Source organism: Limnohabitans parvus II-B4, from assembly GCF_003063455.1.
Taxonomy (GTDB): domain Bacteria; phylum Pseudomonadota; class Gammaproteobacteria; order Burkholderiales; family Burkholderiaceae_C; genus Limnohabitans_A; species Limnohabitans_A parvus.
This window is the reverse complement of the sequence record NZ_NESN01000004.1, coordinates 55851-75657: the sequence shown is the minus strand read 5'-3', so window position 1 is coordinate 75657 and position 19807 is coordinate 55851. Positions and strand designations below refer to the sequence as shown.

The 19807-nt window shown below is 58.5% G+C and carries 22 protein-coding genes and 1 tRNA gene; 1 reads left to right on the top strand and 22 read right to left on the bottom strand.

The features are described 5' to 3' along the window. The first annotated feature begins 10 nt into the window (after positions 1 to 10). Positions 11 to 961, top strand: a complete 951-nt coding sequence (gene miaA, locus B9Z37_RS10945) for a tRNA (adenosine(37)-N6)-dimethylallyltransferase MiaA (RefSeq protein WP_167394370.1) — start codon at positions 11 to 13, stop codon at positions 959 to 961. Here the strand turns inward: miaA and arfB are convergent. From arfB to B9Z37_RS10835, 22 genes are all read right to left on the bottom strand, one after another. Continuing rightward, entirely contained in the window at positions 958 to 1365 is a 408-nt protein-coding gene (arfB, locus tag B9Z37_RS10940) for an alternative ribosome rescue aminoacyl-tRNA hydrolase ArfB (protein ID WP_108313067.1), read from the bottom strand. The genes miaA and arfB overlap by 4 nt on opposite strands. Positions 1366 to 1457: 92 nt before the next feature. After that, positions 1458 to 1955: a DUF1178 family protein gene (locus B9Z37_RS10935; RefSeq protein WP_108313066.1), complete on the bottom strand. Its 498-nt coding sequence runs from the start codon at positions 1953 to 1955 to the stop codon at positions 1458 to 1460. Positions 1956 to 1967: 12 nt separating this feature from the next. Beyond that, entirely contained in the window at positions 1968 to 2552 is a 585-nt protein-coding gene (locus B9Z37_RS10930; protein ID WP_108313065.1) for an NUDIX domain-containing protein, read from the bottom strand. Positions 2553 to 2576: 24 nt separating this feature from the next. Next, entirely contained in the window at positions 2577 to 2879 is a 303-nt protein-coding gene (locus B9Z37_RS10925) for a DUF2818 family protein (protein ID WP_108313064.1), read from the bottom strand. Positions 2880 to 2889: 10 nt separating this feature from the next. Then, positions 2890 to 4377 (bottom strand): NADH-quinone oxidoreductase subunit NuoN, encoded by a 1488-nt coding sequence (gene nuoN, locus B9Z37_RS10920; RefSeq protein ID WP_108313063.1) that lies wholly within the window; start codon positions 4375 to 4377, stop codon positions 2890 to 2892. Between the two features lie 50 nt (positions 4378 to 4427). Next, the gene (locus B9Z37_RS10915; protein WP_108313062.1) at positions 4428 to 5903 is read right to left on the bottom strand and encodes an NADH-quinone oxidoreductase subunit M; all 1476 of its coding nucleotides are present in this window, start codon (positions 5901 to 5903) and stop codon (positions 4428 to 4430) included. Positions 5904 to 5925: 22 nt separating this feature from the next. Further along, a complete protein-coding gene (gene nuoL / locus B9Z37_RS10910; RefSeq protein ID WP_108313061.1) occupies positions 5926 to 7959 on the bottom strand; it encodes an NADH-quinone oxidoreductase subunit L in 2034 nt (677 codons plus the stop codon). A gap of 7 nt (positions 7960 to 7966) precedes the next feature. After that, positions 7967 to 8275, bottom strand: coding sequence for an NADH-quinone oxidoreductase subunit NuoK (gene nuoK / locus B9Z37_RS10905; RefSeq protein WP_108287861.1), 309 nt, complete (start codon positions 8273 to 8275; stop codon positions 7967 to 7969). Continuing rightward, entirely contained in the window at positions 8275 to 8916 is a 642-nt protein-coding gene (locus B9Z37_RS10900; protein WP_108313060.1) for an NADH-quinone oxidoreductase subunit J, read from the bottom strand. Before B9Z37_RS10900 ends, nuoK begins: the two co-directional genes overlap by 1 nt. 37 nt (positions 8917 to 8953) lie before the next feature. Next, positions 8954 to 9454, bottom strand: a complete 501-nt coding sequence (gene nuoI, locus B9Z37_RS10895) for an NADH-quinone oxidoreductase subunit NuoI (RefSeq protein ID WP_369916743.1) — start codon at positions 9452 to 9454, stop codon at positions 8954 to 8956. A 22-nt stretch (positions 9455 to 9476) separates the two neighbouring features. Next, complete coding sequence (nuoH, locus tag B9Z37_RS10890) at positions 9477 to 10559, bottom strand: NADH-quinone oxidoreductase subunit NuoH (protein WP_108313059.1); 1083 nt, start codon at positions 10557 to 10559, stop codon at positions 9477 to 9479. Next, positions 10556 to 12664 (bottom strand): NADH-quinone oxidoreductase subunit NuoG, encoded by a 2109-nt coding sequence (gene nuoG / locus B9Z37_RS10885; RefSeq protein ID WP_108313058.1) that lies wholly within the window; start codon positions 12662 to 12664, stop codon positions 10556 to 10558. Before nuoG ends, nuoH begins: the two co-directional genes overlap by 4 nt. Then, complete coding sequence (nuoF, locus tag B9Z37_RS10880; protein WP_108313057.1) at positions 12657 to 14057, bottom strand: NADH-quinone oxidoreductase subunit NuoF; 1401 nt, start codon at positions 14055 to 14057, stop codon at positions 12657 to 12659. Before nuoF ends, nuoG begins: the two co-directional genes overlap by 8 nt. After that, complete coding sequence (gene nuoE, locus B9Z37_RS10875; protein WP_108313056.1) at positions 14057 to 14545, bottom strand: NADH-quinone oxidoreductase subunit NuoE; 489 nt, start codon at positions 14543 to 14545, stop codon at positions 14057 to 14059. The genes nuoF and nuoE overlap by 1 nt, the downstream gene beginning before the upstream one ends. Beyond that, entirely contained in the window at positions 14542 to 15795 is a 1254-nt protein-coding gene (locus B9Z37_RS10870; RefSeq protein WP_108313055.1) for an NADH-quinone oxidoreductase subunit D, read from the bottom strand. Before B9Z37_RS10870 ends, nuoE begins: the two co-directional genes overlap by 4 nt. A gap of 1 nt (position 15796) precedes the next feature. After that, entirely contained in the window at positions 15797 to 16405 is a 609-nt protein-coding gene (locus B9Z37_RS10865; RefSeq protein ID WP_108313054.1) for an NADH-quinone oxidoreductase subunit C, read from the bottom strand. A 13-nt stretch (positions 16406 to 16418) separates the two neighbouring features. Then, entirely contained in the window at positions 16419 to 16898 is a 480-nt protein-coding gene (locus B9Z37_RS10860) for a NuoB/complex I 20 kDa subunit family protein (RefSeq protein ID WP_019428571.1), read from the bottom strand. A gap of 43 nt (positions 16899 to 16941) precedes the next feature. Beyond that, a complete protein-coding gene (locus B9Z37_RS10855; RefSeq protein WP_108313053.1) occupies positions 16942 to 17301 on the bottom strand; it encodes an NADH-quinone oxidoreductase subunit A in 360 nt (119 codons plus the stop codon). Positions 17302 to 17366: 65 nt separating this feature from the next. Continuing rightward, positions 17367 to 17451: transfer RNA gene (locus tag B9Z37_RS10850), tRNA-Leu, on the bottom strand. Between the two features lie 143 nt (positions 17452 to 17594). Next, complete coding sequence (gene secG, locus B9Z37_RS10845) at positions 17595 to 17981, bottom strand: preprotein translocase subunit SecG (RefSeq protein ID WP_108313052.1); 387 nt, start codon at positions 17979 to 17981, stop codon at positions 17595 to 17597. A 38-nt stretch (positions 17982 to 18019) separates the two neighbouring features. Further along, positions 18020 to 18766, bottom strand: coding sequence for a triose-phosphate isomerase (gene tpiA, locus B9Z37_RS10840; protein WP_167394382.1), 747 nt, complete (start codon positions 18764 to 18766; stop codon positions 18020 to 18022). 5 nt (positions 18767 to 18771) lie between these two features. Beyond that, entirely contained in the window at positions 18772 to 19782 is a 1011-nt protein-coding gene (locus tag B9Z37_RS10835) for an NAD(P)H-quinone oxidoreductase (RefSeq protein ID WP_108313050.1), read from the bottom strand. Between the last annotated feature and the right edge of the window lie 25 nt (positions 19783 to 19807).

Here is a 19807-nt window from a genome sequence, read left to right as displayed (position 1 = left end):
ACAAAGCCCCATGCACACCAAACCCATCGACGCCATCGCGATCGCAGGCCCCACCGCCAGCGGAAAAACGGCAGCCGCCCTGGCCTTGGCCGAGGCACTCCAGACACAAGGCGGGGCCGAAATCATCAGCGTGGATTCCGCGCTGCTTTACCGGGGCATGGACATCGGAACAGCCAAACCCAACCGCGAAGAGTTGGCCGCTGTACCCCATCATCTGATCGACACCCTCGACCCGCTGCAAAGCTACAGCGCGGCCGAATTCGCCAAAGATGCGACGCGTTTGATACGGGACATCCGTGCGCGCGGCAAAACCCCGCTGCTGGTGGGCGGCACCATGCTTTACCTCAAGGCCTTGCTCGAAGGCTTGAACGACATTCCCGCAGCGAACCCCGAGGTTCGTGCCCACATCCAGCAACAAGCCGAAAGCCTGGGCTGGCCAGCCATGCACGCCCTGCTGGCCCAGGTGGACCCGATCACCGCCGCTCGCCTGGCCCCGGGTGACAGCCAGCGCATTGGTCGCGCCCTGGAAGTGTGGACTTCGACCGGCCAAACCCTGTCGTCCTTTCACCAAAGCGCCAAAGCCCATGCGCCCGACTGGCACATCCCGGTCATCAGCCTGGAGCCCACAGATCGCGGCTGGCTGCACCAGCGCATTGCACTGCGCTTTGACCAAATGATGGCGCAAGGCTTTCTGGACGAGGTCAAGCGGCTCAAGACACGCGGCGACCTGGATCCTGATTTGCCATCCATGCGCTGCGTGGGCTATCGACAAGCCTGGGAGGGGCTGGATGCGGGCTGGCCCGAAGCCGAAATCCGGGAGCGCGGCATCTTTGCCACCCGACAGCTGGCCAAGCGCCAAATCACTTGGATGCGCAGCATGCCGACGCGGCATGTGGTGCAGGCCGATGGACATCAGCCGCTGGCGCAAGTTCAGCGCATCGCCCTAGAAAGCCTGCGCTAATCGGCCGCATCCTTGCGGCGGCCGCTTTTGATCTTCGACTGCATGGCCTTGCCCTCCAGCCGCCGCTGGACCGAGCCATAAGTGGGCTTGGTGGCCTTGCGGGGTTTGGGGGGCTTGGCGTAGAGGTCCAGCGTTTCGTACAACCTGGCCCAAGCATCCACCCGGTTGGCCTCTTTGGTTCGGTGGCGCTGGGCCTTGAGGATGAACACCCCCTCTTGCGTCAGGCGGCCGTCGCCCGACTGCAGCCAGCGCTGCTTGACGTCGTCGGGCAAGGATGAGCCCGCCACATCAAAGCGCAGCTGGATGGCGCTAGAGACTTTGTTGACGTTTTGTCCTCCTGGGCCTTGCGCCCGGATGGCACTCAGTTCCACTTCGGCATCGTCGATGTGCAGGGCGTGTTTCATCGGATTAGGGGCTCTTTCATCATGCGCGAGCAGGGGCTCGCTCCCACACAGTCATTTGCCCCGCCATCCCGTATGGAGCGCGGGCTCTGCACTTATTGCAGCGGACCCTTGAGGTTTTCGGGCACGGGCAAGGGCATGACGTCAATGCCCTCTTCCAGCAAGGCTTCGGTTTCTTCTCGGGTGGCCTGGCCACGGATGTTGCGTTCTTCGCGCTCACCATAATGGATCTTGCGGGCCTCTTCGGCAAACTGGGGGCCCACATCTTCTGTGTTGGCGATCACATGGCGCACCATGTTCAGCATGGCCGCTTGCATGTGTTGCAAGCCATGCGCAGCGGCCGTATCCGGCAAAGCAGGGGGGCCCGAAGGACTGGCATTGTCTTTGCCCGACGTTTCAGACGCGGCCGCCACCGGGCCCACGCCATGCCCCAGATTCAAGCGGGGAGCCGAGAGCATTTTGACGATCTCGCTGTCGTTGCACACCGGGCACGTGAGCAGACCCCGCGCACGCTGTGCGTCGTAGTCGTCTTGAGAGCCAAACCAGCCTTCAAAGCTGTGACCCTGCGAACATTGAAGGTCCAGGACTTTCATGGGCGGAAGATGTCAGGGCAAGGTTTGCCAGGTCAGCGGCCAATCGCCAGCCAGCACATTTTGCAACCAAAGCGCGCCCGTGAGGGTTTTGGCATCGGTGACTTGGCCGTCTCGACACCAGGCCATCAGCTCTGCGGGTGTGGCGGTGAACACATCCAGAAACTCTTCTGAATCGAGTTGGCGTTCACCCAGCGTCAGGTCTTTGGCAAACCAGATTTCGATGACTTCTGTCGAATACGCGATCACCGGGTGCAATACGCCCGCCCTCACCCACTGGCGTGCGGTGTAGCCGGTTTCTTCCATCAGCTCGCGTTGTGCACACAAGAACGGGTCTTCGCCCGGGTCGAGCTTGCCCGCCGGGAATTCGATCATCACCTGGCCGACCGGGTAACGGTATTGGCGCTCCAGCACCAAACGCAAACCATCGGGTGTCTCAAGCATCGGAATGACCATGACCGCGCCAGGATGGACCACGTACTCCCGTGTGGCCAGACTTTGATTGGGCAAGCGAACGGTGTCGCGAAAAGCGTGCAGGAAGTTGCCGTGCAGCAATTCTTCCTGGCTGAGTCGGTGTTCGATCAGGTGATCGTCAGACATGCAAAACGGTGCACAAGCAGGCGGTCAATGCGGGCGGTGCATCAGGTAGCGGTACACAAAGCCGGGGAACGCCAAGGTCACAAACAGGGTGCCCGTGATGGCATAGAACTCCCAGCCCTGGGGAGCGATCTGGCCACCATGATTTTCGAGCGCCAGGCCCACGGCACCGACCCCAAAATACAACAGCACCAACTCCGCCAGCCGAATGGCCAGTGACTTGGTGCTCCGCAAGGGCCCAACCAGCAAAATGCGTTGATTGGCAAAAGGCAAGTTAGCAGCCAGCAAAGCCAGTGCCATCAAGAAACCCATTTGCCAGGCGGCGATCATGCGGATTGGCTCAAACAGCCAACATGCGGGCAATGGCGTCTGCGCACAGGGCCATCAAGGCACCTGGGACAATGCCCAACACCAGCACCAGCAAGCCGTTCACCGACAGGACCACACGCACATCGGTGGTGGCCGACACGGTGGTGGCCGTGACGGGTTCGTCAAAGTACATGACCTTGACGACGCGCAGGTAATAGAAAGCACCGATCAGCGACATGAGCACAGCAAAGATCGCCAAGCCGATGTAGAAGCTCTGACCCGAAACAATCAGCGACTGCAGCACTGACAACTTGGCATAGAAGCCCACCATGGGCGGGATGCCGGCCATGGAGAACAGGCAGATCGCCATCACACCCGCGTACAGAGGGCTGCGTTGGTTCAAACCAGCCAGGTCGGTGATCTCTTCGCTCTCGAAGCCTTGGCGCGCCAGCAACATGATCACGCCAAAGCTGGCCAATGTGGTCAACACATAAGAGACGATGTAGAACATGGCCGAGCTGTATGCGTTGGCCGCCAACAGGGTCTGCCCGTTGATCACGCCTGCGACAAAACCCAGCAAGACAAAGCCCATTTGCGCAATGGTCGAATAAGCCAACATGCGCTTGAGGTTGGTCTGTGCAATCGCGGCCAGGTTACCCACCACCAGTGAGCCAATGGCCAGGAACGACAGCATTTGCTGCCAGTCGAAAGCCAGAGGCAACAAGCCTTCCACCAGCAAGCGGATCATGATCGCAAAAGCCGCCAACTTGGGGGCACCGCCAATCATGAGGGTGGCGGCCGTTGGGGCACCTTGGTACACGTCGGGAATCCACATGTGGAAAGGCACTGCGCCAATCTTGAAAGCCAGGCCCGCAACAATGAAGACCAAACCGAACACCAGCACCTGGTGGTTCACATGGCCAGAAGCCACCGCTTTGAAGACAGCCGACAGCTCCAAGCTGCCCGTGGCACCGTACATCATGGACATGCCATACAACAAGAAGCCCGAAGCCATGGCGCCCAGCACAAAGTACTTCATGGCCGCTTCGGTGGCTTGCGTGTGGTCACGGCGCAGCGCGACCAAGGCATAGCTCGACAAGGTCAACAGCTCCAAGCCCAAATAGATGACAATGAAGTTCTGCCCCGAGATCATGAAGCTCATGCCCAGCAAAGCAAACATGCTCAGGCTAAAAATCTCACCACCACGCAACATGTCGCGGTCTGCGGCATAAGGGCGCGAATAAACCAAGGTCACCATGACGGCGATCGTGGCAAAACACTTGAGCCAATGGCCCATCGGGTCACTGACCACCAGGCGGCCAAAACCGTAAAGCGTCTGCCCTGCATCGGCGTACATGGCGTGCAGCCAGGCCACACCGCCCAGTGACAACAATGTCAGGGCGTAGGTGGCGGTGCGCTTGGGGCTTTTCACGAAGAGGTCGGCCAGCGCAATCACGCAGGCCATGACCAGCAACACGATCTCCGGATAAATCGTCATCCAGCTGGAGGTGTCCATCATGTGTGTTCTCTCAATTCTTCTAATCAGGCGAAACGTTCAATGCCTGTTGCTCAAGGCAACTTGGACAAGGCAACGTGCTTGAGCAAGTCGGCCACCGAAGTGTCCATCACGTCGGTGAAAGGTTTGGGGTACACGCCCATGTAAAGCACAGCAGCAGCCAGCAAGGCCATCACCAGGAACTCACGGGCATTGATATCGGTCAGTGCTTTGACGTCATCGTTGGCCACGGGGCCGAGGTATACGCGCTTGAACATCCACAGGGTGTAGGCCGCACCAAAAATCAGGGCCGACGCCGACAAAGCACCGATCCAGAAGTTGAATTTCACAGCACCCAGAATGACCATCCACTCGCCCACAAAACCGGCTGTGCCTGGCAAGCCGCAGTTGGCCATGGAAAAGAACAAGGCAAAAGCAGCGAACTTGGGCATGGTGTTGACCACGCCACCGTAGCTGGCAATTTCACGCGAGTGCACGCGGTCGTACAACACGCCGATCGACAAGAACATGGCGGCGGACACAAAACCGTGCGCGATCATTTGCACAATGCCGCCGGACACGCCCAGCGGGTTGAAGATGAAAAAGCCCAGGGTCACAAAACCCATGTGCGCGACCGATGAGTAAGCCACCAGCTTTTTCATGTCTTGCTGGACCATGGCCACCAAACCCACGTAGACCACGGCCACCAAAGACAGCACGATGATGAACATGCCCCACTCACGTGCCGCATCGGGTGCGATGGGCATCGAGAAACGCAAGAAACCATAAGCACCGAGCTTGAGCATGATGGCCGCCAGCACAGCGGAGCCGCCTGTGGGCGCCTCGACGTGCACATCGGGCAGCCAGGTATGAACGGGCCACATGGGCACCTTCACGGCGAAGGCCGCAAAGAAAGCAAAGAACAACAGCGTTTGCACGGTGCCCGACAGCTGCAGCTTGTGCCAGGTCAGGATGTCGAAGCTGCCATTCGATGCGGTGTACAGGTAGATCAGCGCAATCAGCGTGAGCAAGGACCCCATCAGGGTGTACAGGAAGAACTTGAACGCCGCATAAATCTTGTTCGGGCCACCCCAAATACCAATGATCAGGTACATCGGGATCAAGGTCGCCTCGAAGAAGACATAGAACAAGATACCGTCCAGCGCACTGAACACACCGATCATCAGACCCGACAGGATCAGGAAGGCGGCCATGTACTGGTTGACTTTGCGGGTGATGACTTCCCAGCCTGCAATGACCACGATCACGTTGATGAACGCTGTGAGCAACACGAGCCACAGCGAAATGCCGTCCACGCCCAAGTGGTAGTGCACATTGAAGCGCTCGATCCACGGCGCTTTTTCGACGAACTGCATGGCCGAGGTGCCAAGCTGAAAGCCCGAATACAAAGGCAATGTGACCAGGAAACTGACGACGGAGCCGATGAGGGCCAGCCAGCGCACGGCGCGGGCTTGGCTGTCACGACCGAAGGCCAGCAAGATGACGCCGAAAGCAATCGGCATCCAGATGGCAAGGCTTAACAATCCCATTTTTATATCGTCCTCAAAATCGTTAAGCGAGCCAGACGAAATACGTCATCAGCACAAACACACCCAGGATCATGACCAGGGCATAGTGGTACAGGAAGCCCGACTGGAACCAGCGCACCACGCCAGACACCATGCCCACGACTTTCCAGGAACCGTTGACGAAGAAGCCGTCGATGATGGCGCGGTCGCCCACCTTCCACAGACCGGTGCCCAAACCACGCGCACCCTTGGCCAAAATGTTCTCGTTGATCCAGTCCATGAAGTACTTGTTCTCCATGACCACGATCAGCGGACGCAATGTGCGGGCAAAGAACGCAGGCACTTTGGGGTTGACCAGGTACATGTACCAAGCCGTCACCACACCGGCCAGAGCCAGCCAAAACGGTGCTGTGGTCAGCGCGTGCTTGGCCATGGCCACTGGGCCGTGGAAAGCTTCGGCCATTTCGACCATGACCGGGTGCTTGTCGGCGTTCACAAAGATCACGTCTTTGAAGAAATCGCCGTACAGCATGGGCTCGATCGTCATGTAGCCAATCAGCACCGAGGGTATGGCCAACAGGACCAAGGGCACCGTCACCACCCAAGGCGACTCGTGGGGTTTGTCATGCCCGTGATCGTCATGCCCATGGTGGTCATCGTGACCATGGTGCGCGTCAGGGTTCTGGTCGTAACGCTCTTTGCCGTGGAAGACCAGGAAATACATGCGGAACGAATAGAAAGCCGTGACAAACACACCGGCCAGCACGGCGAAGTTGGCAAAACCAGCGGCAGCCAAGTGGCTTTCGTGCACGGCTTCGATGATGCTGTCCTTCGAGTAAAAACCCGAGAAAAACGGTGTACCGATCAAGGCCAGCGAACCCAGCAGCGAGGTGATCCAGGTGATGGGCATGTACTTGCGCACGCCACCCATCCAGCGGATGTCCTGGTTGTGGTGCATGCCCATGATGACCGAACCGGCACCCAAGAACAGCAGCGCCTTGAAGAACGCGTGCGTCATCAGGTGGAACACAGCGACCGAGTAAGCCGATGCGCCCAAAGCCACCGTCATGTAACCCAGTTGCGACAAGGTGGAGTAAGCCACCACGCGCTTGATGTCGTTTTGGATGATGCCCAAAAAGCCCATGAACAAGGCCGTGATGGAGCCAATCACCATGATGAAGTTGAGGGCCGCATCGGACAACTCAAACAGCGGCGACATACGGGCCACCATGAAGATACCAGCCGTCACCATGGTGGCGGCGTGGATAAGCGCGGAAATGGGGGTCGGGCCTTCCATCGAGTCAGGCAACCACACGTGCAGCGGGAACTGGGCCGACTTGCCCATGGCACCAATGAACAAGCAAATGCAGATCACGGTGATCAGCATGCCGTCCAGGCCAAACACATACCAAGGGAAGTTGATGGCGGCCAGCTCATTGGCTTTGGCAAACAACTCGGTGTAGTTGAGCGTGCCGGTGTAGGCCACGATCAGGCCAATGCCCAAGATGAAACCGAAGTCACCCACACGGTTGACCAAAAAGGCCTTCATGTTGGCGAAGATGGCGGTCGGTTTGTTGTACCAAAAGCCGATCAGCAAATACGACACCAGACCCACGGCTTCCCAGCCAAAGAACAGCTGCAACAGGTTGTTGCTCATGACGAGCATCAACATGGAGAAGGTGAACAGCGAGATGTAGGCGAAGAAGCGGTTGTAGCCTTCGTCTTCTTCCATGTAGCCAATGGTGTATAGGTGCACCATCAGCGACACGAAGGTCACGACGCACATCATCATGGCGGTGATGCCATCGACCAAAAAGCCGACTTCCATCTTGAGGCCACCGACCACCATCCAGGTGTAGAGCGTCTCGTTGAATCGGGCCCCGTCGATGACACTCTTGAGTGTCATGGCCGACAGGATGAAGGCCACCAAAACACCCAGAATGGTCAGGGTGTGAGACAGGCGGCGACCCATCCAGTTGCCACCGAATTGGGTACCGAGGACACCGGCGAGCACCGAGCCCATCAGGGGCGCGAGGGGCACAGCCAGCAGCGTGCTTGCGTTGAGGGTTTGACTCATATTCTTATTAACCCTTGAGCGAATTGAGTTCGTCCACGTTGATGCTGTTCTTATTGCGGAACAACAGCACGAGGATGGCCAGGCCAATGGCCGATTCGGCCGCAGCCACAGTGAGGATGAAAAACACGAACACTTGACCGTGCATATCACCCAGGTAGTGAGAGAACGCCACAAAGTTCATGTTCACAGCCAACAACATCAATTCGATGGCCATGAGCAAGACGATCAGGTTCTTGCGGTTCAGGAAGATGCCGATCACGGCCAATGCAAACAGCATGGCGCCGAGCGACAAGAAGTGTCCCAGGGTCAGTGTCATCATTTGCTTTCCTCCACTGGAGCCACAGGTGCCGGTGCCGGTGCCGGTTGTGTGACACCCATCTTGACCAATTGCATGCGGTCTGCCGCACGTACTTTGACCTGGATGGACGGGTCAATCGCCTTGCTGTCCTTGCGCTCACGCAGCGTCAAGGCAATCGCCGCGATCATGGCCACCAACAAGATGGAAGCCGCGATCTGGATCGGCATCAGGTATTCGGTGTACAGCAAGATGCCCAAGGCCTTGCCGTTATCGACCGGCACAGCACCTGCCAACATGGCAGGTGCTTGGGACAAGCGAAAACCCGACAACAACACCGCAGCCATTTCAAGCGCCACGATGGCCCCCAAAGTTGCAGCCAACGGAAAGTTTTTCCAAAAACCCTTGCGCATGGTGTCGATGTTGATGTCCAGCATCATCACCACGAACAGGAAGAGCACCATCACGGCACCCAGATACACCAGCACCAGCACAATGGCCAGGAATTCGGCGTTTAGGAGGAACCACACCGCAGAGGCTTGCGAAAAAGCCAGCATGAGGTACAGCACAGCGTGCACGGGGTTACGCGCAGTCACCACCCGGAAGGCTGCAAACAGCAGCACCACCGAGAAGAGGTAGAAGAAACCGGTCTTGACGTCCATAGGTCTGTCTTTTTAAATGTTCAGGACTGGGGGGCGTTCAACGGTAAGGAGCATCGGCAGCTTTGTTGGCTGCGATCTCTTTTTCGTAACGGTCGCCTACGGCCAGCAACATGTCTTTGGTGAAGTACAGGTCACCGCGTTTTTCACCGTGGTATTCAAAAATATGGGTCTCGACGATCGAGTCCACCGGGCAGCTTTCTTCGCAGAAACCGCAGAAGATGCACTTGGTCAGGTCGATGTCGTAACGCGTGGTGCGGCGTGAGCCGTCTTCACGCTGGCCAGCTTCGATGGTGATGGCCATCGCGGGGCACACGGCTTCGCACAGTTTGCAAGCGATGCAGCGCTCTTCACCGTTGTCATAACGGCGCAGGGCATGCAGGCCACGAAAACGCGGCGACAGCGGTGTTTTTTCTTCCGGAAACTGCACCGTCACCTTGCGGGCGAAAGCGTAGCGTCCGGTCAGGGCCATGCCCTTGAGCAACTCCACGAGCATGAAGCTCTTGAAGAAGTCCTTGATCGAAAAGGAGGAAGCAGTCATTGTTGTCATGGTCGTGAACCGCTTATTTCCAGATGTTCCAGGGCGAGAACAACCAAGCGCCCACCACCAGCAGCCACACCAGGGTGACCGGAATGAAAATCTTCCAGCCCAGACGCATGATCTGGTCATAACGGAAGCGCGGGAAAGTGGCACGGATCCAGATGAACATGGACACGACCAGGAAAGTTTTCAGGCCCAACCAGATCCAGCCCGGAATCATGTTGAACAAGGCACTGTCGATGGGCGACAACCAACCGCCCAGGAACATGATCACGGCCAGAATGGACACCAACCACATGCTGGCGTACTCGGCCAGGAAGAAGATCGCAAAGCCCATACCCGAGTACTCGACCATGTGACCGGCCACGATTTCGGCTTCGCCTTCGACCACGTCAAACGGGTGACGGTTGGTCTCGGCCACGCCGGAGATCAGGTAGACGACGAAGATGGGCAGCAGCGGCAGCCAGTTCCACGACAAGAAACCCAGACCCATGTGGGCCATCTGACCCTTGCCTTGCGACAGAACGATCTCGGTCAGGTTCATGCTGCCCGACACCATCAAGACCACCAGGAAGCAAAAGCCCATGGCGATTTCGTAGCTCACCATCTGGGCCGAGGCACGCAAAGCACCGAGGAAGGCGTATTTGGAGTTGGAGGCCCAGCCCGCAATGATCACGCCGTACACCTCGATCGAGGTAATGGCCATCACCAGCATCAAGCCGGCGTTGATGTTGGTCAATGCGACTTCCGGTCCGAAAGGAATCGCCACCCACGCCGCCAAGGCGGGCATGATGGCCATGATCGGACCCAAGCGGAACAAGCCCAGACTGGCGGCGGACGGGTTGATCAATTCCTTGGTCAATAGCTTGAGCGCATCGGCAATCGGCTGGAGCAAACCAAAGGGACCCACGCGGTTGGGGCCGTGGCGCACTTGCATGAAGCCCAGCAGCTTGCGCTCCCAGAGCGTCAGGTAAGCCACCGCACCCATCAAAGGCGCGAGGATGGCGACGATCTTGAGCAAAATCCACAAAACCGGCCAGACCAAAGTGGCCCACCAAGTGGCGGCAACCAGGTTCAGGCCGCCGTTGTACAGAGCGTCAATCATGGGGCCACCTCCTGGCGTGCGTCTGCAGTCAGCTGCAACGAGGGCGCACGGCGCACGATGCTGTCGAGCTGGTAAATGGATGCCACAGCAGGCGTACCCGCTGCTGCAGCCAAGTTGATCGCAGCGCGTGTGGCGTTGGATGCAGCCAGTGGCTTGGCCGTGGCACGGGCCAAAACTTCTTGCGATGTTTCAAAGGCCACGCCCGGAATTTCGAGCAAATTGGCCAGCACGCGCAACACCTTCCAGGCCGGACGGGTTTCAGCCAAAGGCTTGACCACAGCATGGAAACTCTGCAAACGGCCTTCGGCATTGACGAAGCTGCCCGATGTTTCGGTGAACGGTGCAATGGGCAGCAGCACATCGCTGAAAGCCATGTTGGCCTTGAACGGGCTGAGCGTAACGACCATCTCGGCCTGACCCAAGGCTTGAGCAGCGGCAGCACCTGCGGCGCTGTCGAACTCGGGTTCAGTGTTGAGTAAAACGGCAGCTTTCAGGCCACCGGCCAGCATCTGACCTGCGTGTTTGCCACCGGTCTGAGGCTGTGCACCGGCCCACTGCGCACCCACGGTGTTGGCCGCTTCGGTCAGGTAGCCCACGCTGGCACCGGTTTGCTCGGCGATCCAGTTGGCCAGGGCCAACAAGGACGAAGCGTTGGCGTGGTGCGCTGCGGCGTTGCCCAGCAACACGGCTTTGCGTTCACCGCCCAGCAAGGACTTGGCGATGGCTTGAGCCTGGGCTGTGATGTTGCCAGCGGCTGGGGCGCTAACGCCCTTCTCTGCTGCGATGGCGGCTGCCACATCAGCCAGGGCTTGCGCCCAAGCGGCAGCGTCACCCAACACGACCTGCGCCACGGGCATGGCCCAAGCGTCGGCGTGGTTGAAAGCGGCGGGCGATGTGATCACGTTCAGCTGTGCACCATGGCGCACGGCGTGGCGCACGCGCAGAGCAAACAGCGGATGATCCTTGCGCAGGTTAGAGCCCACGACCAGCACGCGCTGCAAAGTGGACAGCGATGCAACCGATGTGCCCAGCGTGCGCACACCTTCAGCAGCGCCAAATTCGGCGTTGCGCAGTCGGTAATCGATGTTGTCCGAACCCAGGCCGTGCACCAAAGCGCCGGCCAGGTAAATCTCTTCAACGGTGCTGTGCGGGCTGACCAGTGCGCCGATGCTGTTGGCACCATGGTCGCGCTGGATGTTGCGCAAGCCATTGGCCACATACTCGAGCGCGGTCTGCCAGTCAACTTCTTTCCACTCGCCACCTTGCTTGAGCATGGGCTGGGTCAAGCGGTCAGTGCCGTTCAGGGCTTCGTACGAGAAACGGTCGCGGTCGGCGATCCAGCACTCGTTGACATCTTCATTTTCCAGAGGCACGACACGCATGACCTGGTTGTTTTTGACCTGCACGATCAGGTTGGCACCCGAGGAATCGTGGGCGGCCACCGACTTGCGGCGCGACAGCTCCCACGTCCGGGCGTGGTAGCGGAACGGCTTGCTGGTCAAAGCCCCCACGGGGCAGATGTCGATCATGTTGCCCGACAGTTCGGAATCGATGGTCTGACCCAAGAAGGTTTCGATCTCGGCATGCTCGCCACGGTGGGACATGCCCAGCTCCATGGCACCGGCCACTTCCTGACCGAAACGAACGCAACGTGTGCAGTGGATGCAGCGGCTCATCTCTTCCATGGAGATCAGCGGGCCCACTTCTTTGTGGAAGACCACGCGCTTTTCTTCTTCGTAGCGCGAGGTCGTGCCGCCGTAACCCACAGCCAAGTCTTGCAACTGGCATTCACCGCCTTGGTCGCAAATCGGGCAATCGAGCGGGTGGTTGATGAGCAAGAACTCCATGACCGACTTCTGGGCGGCGATGGCCCGGTCGCTCTTGGTGCGCACGATCATGCCTTGCGTCACGGGCGTGGCGCAGGCGGGCATGGGCTTGGGGGCCTTTTCGACCTCAACCAAGCACATGCGGCAGTTCGCCGCGATGGAGAGTTTCTTGTGGTAGCAGAAATGCGGGATGTAGGTGCCGGCCTTTTCAGCGGCATGCATGACCATGCTGCCTTCGACAACTTCCACTTTCTGACCGTCGAGTTCTATTTCAACCATGGGTCTTCACCGTTGTTGCATCGGCACCGACCATGGAGGTCTTGTGCTCGATGAGGTGTACAAATTCGTGACGGAAATGCTTGAGCATGCCGCGCACCGGCATGGCCGCTGCGTCGCCCAAGGCGCAAATCGTGCGGCCCATGATGTTGCCAGCCACACTGTCAAGCATGTCGATGTCGCTGGCACGGCCCTGGCCGTTTTCAATGCGATCGACCATGCGCCACAGCCAGCCCGTGCCTTCACGGCAAGGCGTGCATTGGCCACAGGACTCGTGCGAGTAAAAGTAAGACAAACGCGCCAAGGCCTTGACCATGCAACGGGTTTCGTCCATGACGATCACCGCGCCCGAACCCAACATCGAGCCGCCTTCTTTGGCGATGCTGTCGTAGTCCATGGTGAGCTTCATCATCAAATCGGCGGGAACAACCGGAGAAGACGAGCCGCCGGGGATCACGGCCTTGAGCTTGCGGCCACCGCGCACGCCGCCAGCAAGTTCGAGCAGCTTGGCAAACGGTGTGCCCATGGGCACTTCGTAGTTACCAGGACGCTCGACGTCACCACTGACCGAGAAGATCTTGGTGCCGCCGTTGTTGGGCTTGCCACATTCCAGATACGCCTGACCACCGTTGCGGATGATCCAAGGCACCGCTGCGAAGGTCTCGGTGTTGTTGATCGTGGTGGGCTTGCCGTACAAACCAAAGCTGGCTGGAAACGGCGGCTTGAAGCGTGGCTGACCTTTTTTGCCTTCGAGCGATTCGAGCAAGGCGGTTTCTTCGCCGCAGATGTATGCGCCAAAACCGTGCGAGGCGTGCAACTGGAAGCTGAAGGTGCTGCCCAAAATGTTGTTACCCAAGTAGCCTGCTGCACGGGCTTCCTCCAGAGCCGCTTCAAAGCGCTCGTAGGTGTGGAAAATTTCGCCGTGGATGTAGTTGTAGCCCACGCTGATGCCCATGGCATAAGCGGCGATGATCATGCCTTCGATCACCGTGTGGGGGTTGTACTCCATGATGTCACGGTCTTTGCACGTGCCCGGTTCGCCTTCGTCCGAGTTGCAGACCAAATACTTTTGACCGGGGAACTGGCGGGGCATGAAGCTCCACTTCAAACCCGTGGGGAAGCCCGCACCGCCGCGACCACGCAGACCGGACTCTTTGACGGTGGCGATCACTTGGTCTTGTGTCATGCCCGCCACGCCTGTTTCAGCGTTCGGCGCACTGCCATCTTTGCCCAAGATTTTGCGCAATGCGGCATAGCCACCGCGTGCTTCGTAGTCTTTGATGCCCCAGTTTTGGCCATTCAGACCCGCATAAATTTGCGGATTGATGTGGCGATCATGGAAGCAAGTTTCGACGCCGGTGGCCTGGAATTGGCTCAGGATTTGTTCGACTTTCATCAGGCGGCCTCTGCTTTCTTCAGGCTGTCGACGAGTTGGTCCAATTTTTCGTGGCTCATGAAGCTGCACATGTGGCGGTCATTGACCAAGAGCACGGGTGCATCTGCGCAAGCACCTTGGCATTCGCTGGGTTGCAATGTGAACAAGCCATCTGCGGTGGTTTCACCGGCGTGCACACCCAATTTGTGCTCCAGATGGGCCAGCGCCTGAGCACCGCCACGCAACTGGCAAGGCAGGTTGGTGCAGACGTTCAGCTTGAACTTGCCCACCGGCTTTTGGTTGTACATGTTGTAGAAGGTGGTGACTTCGTGCACGGCCATCACGGGCATGCCCAAAACTTCGGCCACGACTAGCTCACTGTCGGGGCTGACCCAGCCTTGTTCTTGCTGCACGATCGACAGGCAAGCCATGACGGCCGACTGCTTTTGTTCTGCAGGAAACTTGGCGACTTCACGCGCAAAGCGTGCTTTGGTTGACTCAGAGATCATCGGTCAATCTCTCCAAAAACGATGTCCATGGTCCCGATGATCGCGACCGCATCGGCCAGCATGTGGCCTCGGGCCATTTCATCGAGGGTGGCCAGATGGGCGAAGCCCGGGGCGCGAATTTTGAGGCGGTAAGGCTTGTTGGCACCGTCACTGACCATGTAGATGCCGAACTCACCCTTGGGGTGTTCGACTGCTGCGTAGGCCTCACCTTCGGGCACATGAAAACCTTCGGTGAAGAGCTTGAAATGGTGGATCAAGTCTTCCATGTTGGACTTCATGCCTTCGCGAGATGGCGGTGCCACCTTGTGGTTGTCGGTGATGACCGGACCTGGGTTGGCACGCAGCCACGCAACGCACTGCTGGATGATGCGGTTCGACTCGCGCATCTCGGCCATTCGGACCAAATAGCGGTCGTAGCTGTCACCGGTCTTGCCCACGGGCACGTCAAACTCGACTTGGTCGTACGCATCGTAGGGCTGCTTTTTACGCAAGTCCCAGGCAATGCCCGAGCCGCGCAGCATGGGGCCGGTCATGCCCAAATTCAGAGCGCGCTCAGGTGGCACGACGCCAATGCCGACGGTACGCTGCTTCCAGATTCGGTTGTCGGTCAGCAGGGTTTCGTACTCGTCCACGCACTTGGGGAAGCGCTGCGTAAAGTCGTCGATGAAGTCCAGCAAGGAACCGTTGCGGTTCTTGTTGAGCTGCTCGATGGCCTTGGCGTTCTTGATCTTGCTAACCTTGTACTGCGGCATGCTGTCAGGCAGATCGCGGTACACGCCACCGGGACGGAAATAGGCTGCGTGCATGCGCGCGCCAGAAACGGCCTCGTACATGTCGAACAGGTCTTCACGCTCGCGGAAGGTGTAGATCAGGATGGTGGAGCTGCCGCAATCGTTGCCGTGCGAACCGAGCCACATGAGGTGGTTCAGGATGCGGGTGATTTCGGAGAACATCACGCGGATGTACTGCGCACGCATCGGCACTTCCAGGCCCAGCATCTTTTCGATGGCCAGGCAGTAAGCGTGCTCGTTGCACATCATCGACACGTAATCCAGTCGGTCCATGTAGGGCAAGGACTGGATATAGGTTTTGCTTTCGGCCAGCTTTTCAGTGGCACGGTGCAACAAACCGATGTGCGGATCGGCGCGTTGCACGACCTCGCCGTCCAGCTCGAGCACCAAGCGCAGCACACCGTGCGCAGCCGGGTGCTGTGGACCGAAGTTCAGCGTGTAATTCTTGATTTCGGCCATATCAGTTCAGGCCTCCATAGTTTTCTTCGCGGATGATGCGAGGCGTGATTTCGCGTGGCTCAATGCTCACGGGCTCATAAATCACACGCTTGCGCTCGGCGTCGTAACGCATTTCGACGTGACCCGACAGCGGGAAGTCTTTGCGGAACGGATGGCCAATGAAACCGTAGTCAGTCAAGATGCGGCGCAGATCGTTGTGACCTTCAAACACGATGCCGTACAGGTCAAAGGCTTCGCGCTCGTACCAATTGGCCGAGTTCCAGAGGTCGTTGACAGACGCCACCAAAGGCAGATCATCGTCTGGGCACAGCACTTTGACGCGCACGCGCTGGTTCAGGCTGACCGACAGCAGGTGCACGGTGACGCCAAAGCGGGGGCCGTCGGTGCCGACTTCGCGGTAAGCGGAATAGTCCACACCAGCCAAGTCAATCATTTGTTCGAATTGGCAGCCAGCGGCATCGCGCAGGGTCTGCATCACGCTCAGGTAATGCTGCGCGTTCACATGAACAGCGACCTCCCCCAGAGCGATCGAAATACTTTGAACCCGATCACCCAAAGCCGCAGCCAAGGTGTCTTGCAGGTCTTCGGGGCGGATGGCGAAATCGGTCATCGTCTTCTTTCCCTCAAGCACGCGCAATGGTGTGCGTGCGGCGGATTTTTTGCTGCAGCTGGATGATGCCGTAGATCAGCGCTTCGGCTGTCGGCGGGCAACCCGGCACATACACATCGACTGGCACAATGCGGTCGCAACCGCGAACCACCGAATAGCTGTAGTGGTAATAACCCCCGCCATTGGCACACGACCCCATGGAGATCACCCAGCGCGGCTCGGACATTTGGTCATAGACCTTGCGCAAGGCCGGGGCCATCTTGTTACACAGGGTTCCGGCCACGATCATCAAATCGGCTTGGCGTGGGCTGGCACGAAAAACTTCAGCACCAAAGCGGGCCAAGTCGTAACGGGCGGTCGCCGAATGCATCATTTCAACCGCGCAGCACGCCAGACCAAAGGTCATGGGCCAGAGCGAGCCGGTCTTGGCCCAATTCACCACCGAGTCGTAACTCGTGGTGATGAAGCCTTCTTTCATCACGCCTTCAATCATTTTGAGTCCTTAAGCAGGCTGAATGCTGTTGTGTTTGACAAGATCATTCCCAGTCCAGAGCGCCTTTTTTCCACTCGTAGACAAAGCCCACGACCAGAATGGCCAGGAAAATCACCACGGCCACAAAGCCCGCCACACCCACTTCCTTGAGCGCCACAGCCCAAGGAAACAGGAACGCGATTTCCAGATCGAACAAGATGAACAAGATGGCCACCAGGTAGTAGCGCACATCGAACTTCATGCGAGCGTCTTCAAAAGCCTCAAAGCCGCACTCATAGGGGGAATTTTTTTCCGCGTCAGGTCGGTTGGGGCCAAGGATGTAGCCCAAAACCTGGGGAATGATGCCGACAGCAATGCCGACCAAAATGAACAAGAGAATGGGGAGGTATTGTTCGAGGTTCATCTTGAGACTGACGGTATCACCGAATGAATAGCCCAGGCTTTACAACCTGGGCTTTTCTGTTTGTCTGGTGCCGTCGGCGAGACTCGAACTCGCACAGCTTTCGCCACTACCCCCTCAAGATAGCGTGTCTACCAATTTCACCACGACGGCAGGATACTTTTGACCAGGTTGCATGAGGTACATCAAACGATGCATTTAGCTCTCCGGACAATCCCGTAGTTTACTCCGAAAAACCTGCCATTTCCTTTCAGAAAACGGGAAATTTGTGCAGAGCAGCAAAGCTGAATGTCAGCTTACTTGGCGGGTGCCGGTGGCACGCTGTTGTCAGGCTTGGCCGTGGGGGCGTTGCCCGGAATTTGTGCTGCAGTGCTGCTGTCCACAGGCGCTGCGGGAGCCGTCACCGCGACGCCTTCCAGGACGCTGCCAGTGGGGGCCGTTGGGCGGGCGTTGCTGAAATAAGCCAACAACAAAGTGCACACAAAGAATACCGCAGCCAAAACGGCCGTGGTGCGCGACAAAAAGTTGGCACCCCCGGTCGCGCCAAACAGGCTGCCCGAACCGCCGCTGCCAAAGGCTGCGCCCATGTCAGCACCTTTGCCATGCTGAATGAGGATCAAACCGATCATGGCCAGGGCCGACAACATCTGCACCACCAAAATCAAAGTCAACACCATGCTCATCTGTATCTCCAAAAATCAATCAAAAGTGGGCCAAAGACTCAGCGCGAAGCGGTCTTCAACATGGACAAAAAGTCAGGCGCTTTCAGCGCCGCACCACCGATCAGGCCACCGTCCACATCGGGCTGGGCCAACAATTCGGCAGCGTTGGCGGCATTCATGCTGCCGCCATACAAAATCGACACCCGATCCGCATGCGACGATGCCGCTTGCAACTGTGCCCGCAAAACGGCGTGCACGTGTTGCGCTTGCTCAGGTGTGGCAGTCAATCCGGTGCCAATGGCCCAGACAGGTTCGTAGGCCACCACGATTTCACTGATGCAATGGCCATTGGCATGGATCACCGCAGCCAACTGGCGCTTGACCACAGCTTCGGTCTGACCCGCTTCGCGCTCGGACAGGCTCTCGCCCACACACACGATGGGTGTAATGCCCGCAGCCAACGCACGCTGTGCCTTGCGGGCCACCAACACATCTGACTCAGCATGGTACTGACGGCGCTCCGAATGACCCACGATGCAATAGCGCACCGCAAAATCACGCAGCATGTCGGCTGACACTTCTCCTGTGTAGGCCCCCATGTCATGGGCAGAGACATCTTGCGCCCCCAAGCCGATGGACGACCCCACGAGCAAGCTTTGCACCTGCGCCAGATAAACCGAGGGCACGCATACCGCAGAACGGCAGTGCAGATCAGCCATAGCCGCCAGCACATCCGACAACAAAGACGCATTGGCAGCCAAGCTGCCATTCATCTTCCAGTTGCCGACCATCAACTTGCTGTGCATCGTCATCACCAAGTCACCACCAATTTGCCCACATGCTGGTTGGTCTCCATCAAGGCATGGGCTTGCGCCGCACCCGATGGCAAACCACCGCCCGCCTCTGCCGCAGCAAACACGCTGTGGATGACCGGCTTGATGCGGCCCGATTCAATCCAAGGCCACACCGTTTTGAGCAAAGACTGGGCAATTGCCGCCTTGAAAGCCACTGGACGCGGACGCAGGGTGGAACCCGTGATGGTCAAGCGGCGACGCAAGACCAAGCCTGCATTGAACTCGCTTTGGATACCGCCTTGCACCGCGATGATGACCAGACGGCCATCTTCGGCCAAGGCCTCGACTTCACGCGCCACGTAGTCACCCGCGACCATATCCAGAATCACATTCACACCCACACCGCCGGTGATGCGCTTGGCCTCAGCCACGAAGTCGATGGTCTTGTAATTGATGGCATGGTCCGCACCCAAAGCCAGACAAGCCTGGCATTTGTCGTCAGAACCCGCCGTGGCGATCACCGTCGCACCGGCTGCTTTGGCCATTTGGATGGCGGTCACGCCGATGCCGCTGGTGCCCCCCTGAATCAACAGGGTCTCACCCGCTTGCAAGCGCCCGCGGTCAAACACATTGCTCCAGACTGTGAAGAACGTCTCTGGCAGCGAAGCGGCTTCAATGTCCGTCAGGCCCTTGGGCACTGGCAAACATTGGGCCACGGGTGCCACGCACAACTGTGCATAACCCCCACCAGCCACCAAAGCGCACACGCGGTCGCCCACAGCCAAGCCCGCCTCGGCCATAGCCGCTGCATCGCCAGACACCACCACACCCGCGACTTCCAGGCCCGGAATGTCCGAAGCACCGGGTGGCACAGGGTAATTGCCCAAGCGTTGCAGCACGTCGGGGCGGTTGATGCCGCTGGCCGAAACACGAATGAGCAACTCCCCTGCCCCTGCAACGGGGTCAGGGCGGGAGCCAGGGACCAGCACCTCAGGGGCACCGTAGCTTTGGATTTCAATGACGTTCATGGTGAATCCACGCGATGTCGGGTGA